Source organism: Chitinophaga sp., from assembly GCF_036566945.1.
In the GTDB taxonomy this organism is placed as follows: Bacteria; Bacteroidota; Bacteroidia; order Chitinophagales; family Chitinophagaceae; genus Chitinophaga.
The window spans coordinates 1-4457 of record NZ_DATCVJ010000818.1 but is presented as its reverse complement, the minus strand read 5'-3'; the positions used below and the strand labels follow the sequence as shown (position 1 = coordinate 4457).

The following is a 4457-nucleotide window of genomic DNA, read 5'->3' as shown; positions in this document are numbered from 1 at the left end:
ATGCTGCAGATGAAGCGCGGAAATATAGCGAAGGAGCTGGCCGAGATCGGGGAAGCCACCAGTGAAGGTACAGAGGTGCAGACCCTCACCCTTTTTAAGCTGACCAAAACCTTTGAAAAGGTGATGCAGCGCATGAAAGAGCGGGATAATAAGCCCCAGCACGTGGTATATAAATATGATTATACCATGGAAGGCTCCAGGATGTATATGGAAGAATTGGCAAGGGCAGAGCGTACATTATCTTTCGAAAAAATATTTGACCACTGTAAAGATCGTGTGCATGCCATTTTCCTGTTCCTGAGTATGTTGGAACTGGTGCAAATGAAGCATATGGGGATTATGGTGGGAGAAGGAAGGAACAACTTTATTATCGAATACATTGATCCTTCCGACAGGGAGGAGGAACCCGCAGGAACTTTAATAGATGGCTGAGAAACGTGAAAATATCGGAATTGTTTCCTTACCGGAATACGCGCAAATGGATGCGGGTTTTGTGGTCTCTGGTCTTTGTGAATTAGGAAACTCTTTTTTTGACCAGATTGGTGTGCCTCACCGGCATGATTTCTATACCATTTACTGGATCAAGAAAGGGAAGTTGTTGCATACTATCGATACAGTGACCTACGAAGTAAAAAAGAACACCCTTTTCTTTGTGGCTCCGGGACAGGTGCATAACCTGCAGGCTACTGAAAAGATTGATGGATTCATGATTGCATTCCGGGATGCTTTTATGTGCTTAAAAGATCAGACACAGGTATCGGGCATTAACTCCGGCCTGTTTTTTAATAGCCAGTTTAGCAGCGTTATCCACCTTAATGATGAACAGGAAAAGGATATTGACGCCGTGGTTCGTTTGATGATGAAAGAATTAACACTGCAGGAACCTGAATATGATATGGCCCTGCATGGCTTGCTACGCTATTTCCTGGTGCTGGCATCGCGTATCAAGGGCGAAAATGTGGGTATCTCCCCGGAGCAGCATGCAGTCCACAATAGTTCTGTCTTCCTGAAATTTAAAAACCTGATAGAAGAAAAGTACCAGGAGTTAAAAACGGTATCTGACTATGCAGGTTTATTACATATAAAACCGGTATTGCTAAACGAAATCAGCAAGCAATTATCAGGAATTACCGCTGGCGAACACATCCGTAATCGTGTGATCCTTGAAGCGCAGCGCTATTTGTACAATACAGACCTTACCGCCAAAGAAATAGCCTACAAGCTGGGTTTTGACGATCCTCACTATTTCAGCCGCTTTTTTAAGAAATACACCAACCAGAGCCCTTCTGAATTTAAGGACGCATCCCGTTCTTCTATAAGCCCGTCTGCATAGGATTTCCGCTGGATTTTAAAAAAGTCCATCACTAGCAGTGTTTTATCCATTCTTAAATGATGTTGTAACATGTACTTTTGTGTTGTCTTAGGAGGCAAACAATATGAACACACAAAAACATGTAAGCCAGATAGTCATTGCAGCCGCCCCACATATGGTAGGCGACGGTTTCAGGGTGCAAAGCACCTTACCAGGAGGCACCCGTTCTGAAAATAACCAGGTGAGCCCATTTATTATGATGGACTACGCCGCTCCCAACTACATACCACCCAGCCCAAGGCCCCGTGGCGTAGGCGAACATCCGCACAAAGGTTTTGAAACAGTAACCATCGTGTACCAGGGAGAACTGGAACACCGGGATTCTACCGGTAGCCACGGATTTCTTTTCCCCGGTGATGTACAATGGATGACCGCTGCAGGAGGAATTTTACACGAAGAAAAATACAGCGAAGCATTCACTAAAACAGGTGGTAAGGCGGAATTTGCCCAGCTGTGGGTAAATCTTCCCAAAGCATTTAAAAATAACCCACCGGCTTATCAGAACCTGACCAAAGCAGATATACCTGTAGTAAAGGTGAGCGCAGAAGGTTATGTAAGAGTGATTGCCGGAGAATATAACGGTACTAAAGGCGCCGCTACTACTTTTTCACCCGTGAATGTATTGGATGTGCATCTGAAAAAAGATGACAGCATCACCATTACGGTAGCGGAACATTTCAATACAATAGCGGTAGTGTTTCAGGGAGAAGCGGCTATCAACGGACAATCCGTGAAAGCAGTAGAAACCGCTTTATTCGAAAAGAATGGTACAGACATTACGATTACTGCGCTGAAAGACACTGCCATGGTAGTGTTGAGCGGAGAACCGATAGATGAACCCATTTTTGCATACGGTCCTTTTGTAATGAATACGGAAGAAGATATCAGAGCGGCTATTGACGACTACAACGCCGGTAAAATGGGCGAATTACATTAATCACTTTATCTAACAATACTAAAACAAAAAACTATATGACAACCTGGAAAATTGATCCTTCACACAGTGACGTGCAATTTAAAATCAAGCACCTGATGATCACGACTGTAACCGGTCAGTTTGCAAAATTTGATGGTACCATGCAGACTACTGCCGATAATGATTTCAGCACTGCTAATATCTCTTTCGAAGCAGACATCGACAGTATTTCCACACAGAATGCGCAGCGTGATGCTCACCTGAAGCAAGGAGATTTCTTTGAAGCAGAAAAATATCCAAAGCTGACATTCGTGTCTAAAGAAGTAAAGAAGATAGACGCAGATACTTATAAACTGGTAGGTGATTTAACCATCCGTGATAATACCCGTCCGGTAGAATTGAATGTTGAATTTGGTGGCGAAGTAGTAGATCCATATGGTCAGACTAAAGCAGGATTTGAATTAAGCGGTAAGATTAACCGTAAAGATTTTGGTCTTACTTTCCACGCTACAACTGAAACTGGTGGCTTATTACTAAGCGATGAGGTGAAGTTACTGGCGAGTGTACAAATGATAAAACAATAAGCATTTTCATATCATTATTTAGATATGCTGTTTATTTACAGCCCTGTATCCGGAACAGCATATCTGAATAATAATGACGAAATAATAGAGGAAGATGGATATTCTGAATAAACTGGAATGGCGTTATGCCGTTAAGAAATTTGATCCGGCTAAGAAACTGAGTGCAGCACAGCTGGATAAACTAATTGCCGCAACAAGACTTTCGGCGTCTTCTTATGGTTTACAACCCTATAAGATCCTGATTGTAGAGAATCCGGCAGTACGTGAGCAATTGAAGGCCGCCTCCAATAATCAGTCACAGATCACGGATGCATCACAACTGATTGTTTTTGCGAGATATACAGACTTGAATGAATCTCACGTAGATGACTATATGAATAATATCGCGGAAACGCGCAACATAGTATCTGAGCAGCTGGCAGGTTTTTCCGGAATGACGAAGGGAGTTGTTACCCGCTTAGGTGCAGAAGGAACTGCCGTATGGAGCGCTAAACAGGTTTACCTGGCATTGGGTACCCTGCTTACTGCCGCAGCGGTTGAAAACGTGGATGCCTGCCCTATGGAAGGCTTTGACGCAGCAAAGTATGATGAAATTTTAGGACTGAAAGATAAAGGTCTTACTGCCGTAGTAATTGCTGGTGTGGGATTCAGAGCAGCTGATGATGTTATGCAACATGCTAAGAAGGTACGTAAGCCAATGGCAGAACTGGTAGAAACGATATAAGAGAAGATAGAAAGGATAAAGTTAAAAGCTATTGTAGCGATTGATTAATACGGATATTTGTTATTCGTTAAAACCAATCGCTACAATAGCTTTTTGCTTTCTGCCTTCTCCTTTCTGCTTCCCAGGGGTTTTTTATTGCCGATTAATTTGTAATTTGGGCGTCCACACTGATTTTTCTAACAGGAAAAAATAAAAAATTAATATGAAAAGATTTGCATCTGCCAATTGGCAAGGTACCGGTAAAGAAGGTAAAGGCACTTTAACTTCTCAGTCCACTGTATTAAACAAGACTCAGTACTCTTTCAGCAGCCGTTTTGAAGATGGTATTGGTACTAACCCCGAAGAACTGATTGCAGCAGCGCATGCTGGTTGTTTTACCATGAAACTGAGCTTTGTTATCACCGGTGCTGGTTTTACACCTGGTAACATTGATACCAAATGTACTATCACTTTGGATAATGGTGCTATCACCAGCAGCCACCTGGAAGTAACTGCCAGCGTTGAAGGTTTGGATGCAGCAAAATTTGCTGAGTTTGTAGCAGACGCAGAAGCTAATTGCCCTGTAAGTAAGCTGTTAAACGCTACCATTACTTCCGATGCGAAACTGGTATAAGTAAACACAAAGCTGAAAGCAAAAAGCAGAAGGCTATTGAGGCGAATGATCTAAGCGAATATTATTTCCGCTTTGGTTATTCGCCTCAATAGCCTTCTGCTTTTCCGCTTTTTGTCCACGTTTTTCAACAGATCATCCATTCTTCAGGCGGGCGTTTATAGCGACATTTGTGATGTATTAAACAAAGGAGATTAAGTTATGAAAAAAGTTATTCATCGTGCAGATACCAGGGGATATGCCAACCACGG

At 42.6% G+C, this 4457-nt stretch carries 5 protein-coding genes and 1 pseudogene; all 6 read left to right on the top strand.

What is annotated here, in order from left to right; genetic code table 11:
• Positions 1-432: pseudogene (locus VIP81_RS24750) on the top strand (chromosome segregation protein ScpA); the annotation flags it as partial.
• A complete protein-coding gene (locus tag VIP81_RS24745) occupies positions 425-1333 on the top strand; it encodes a helix-turn-helix domain-containing protein (protein WP_331967639.1) in 909 nt (302 codons plus the stop codon). The pseudogene VIP81_RS24750 and the gene VIP81_RS24745, both read left to right, overlap by 8 nt.
• Positions 1334-1436: 103 nt before the next feature.
• Positions 1437-2309 carry a pirin family protein gene (locus VIP81_RS24740; protein ID WP_331967637.1) on the top strand — a complete coding sequence of 291 codons (873 nt, stop codon included), beginning with the start codon at positions 1437-1439 and terminating at the stop codon, positions 2307-2309.
• Between the two features lie 35 nt (positions 2310-2344).
• Positions 2345-2872, top strand: a complete 528-nt coding sequence (locus VIP81_RS24735) for a YceI family protein (protein ID WP_331967635.1) — start codon at positions 2345-2347, stop codon at positions 2870-2872.
• A gap of 94 nt (positions 2873-2966) precedes the next feature.
• Positions 2967-3596 (top strand): NAD(P)H-dependent oxidoreductase, encoded by a 630-nt coding sequence (locus tag VIP81_RS24730; protein ID WP_331967633.1) that lies wholly within the window; start codon positions 2967-2969, stop codon positions 3594-3596.
• A gap of 202 nt (positions 3597-3798) precedes the next feature.
• A complete protein-coding gene (locus tag VIP81_RS24725; protein WP_089891713.1) occupies positions 3799-4209 on the top strand; it encodes an OsmC family protein in 411 nt (136 codons plus the stop codon).
• Positions 4210-4457 lie beyond the last annotated feature (248 nt).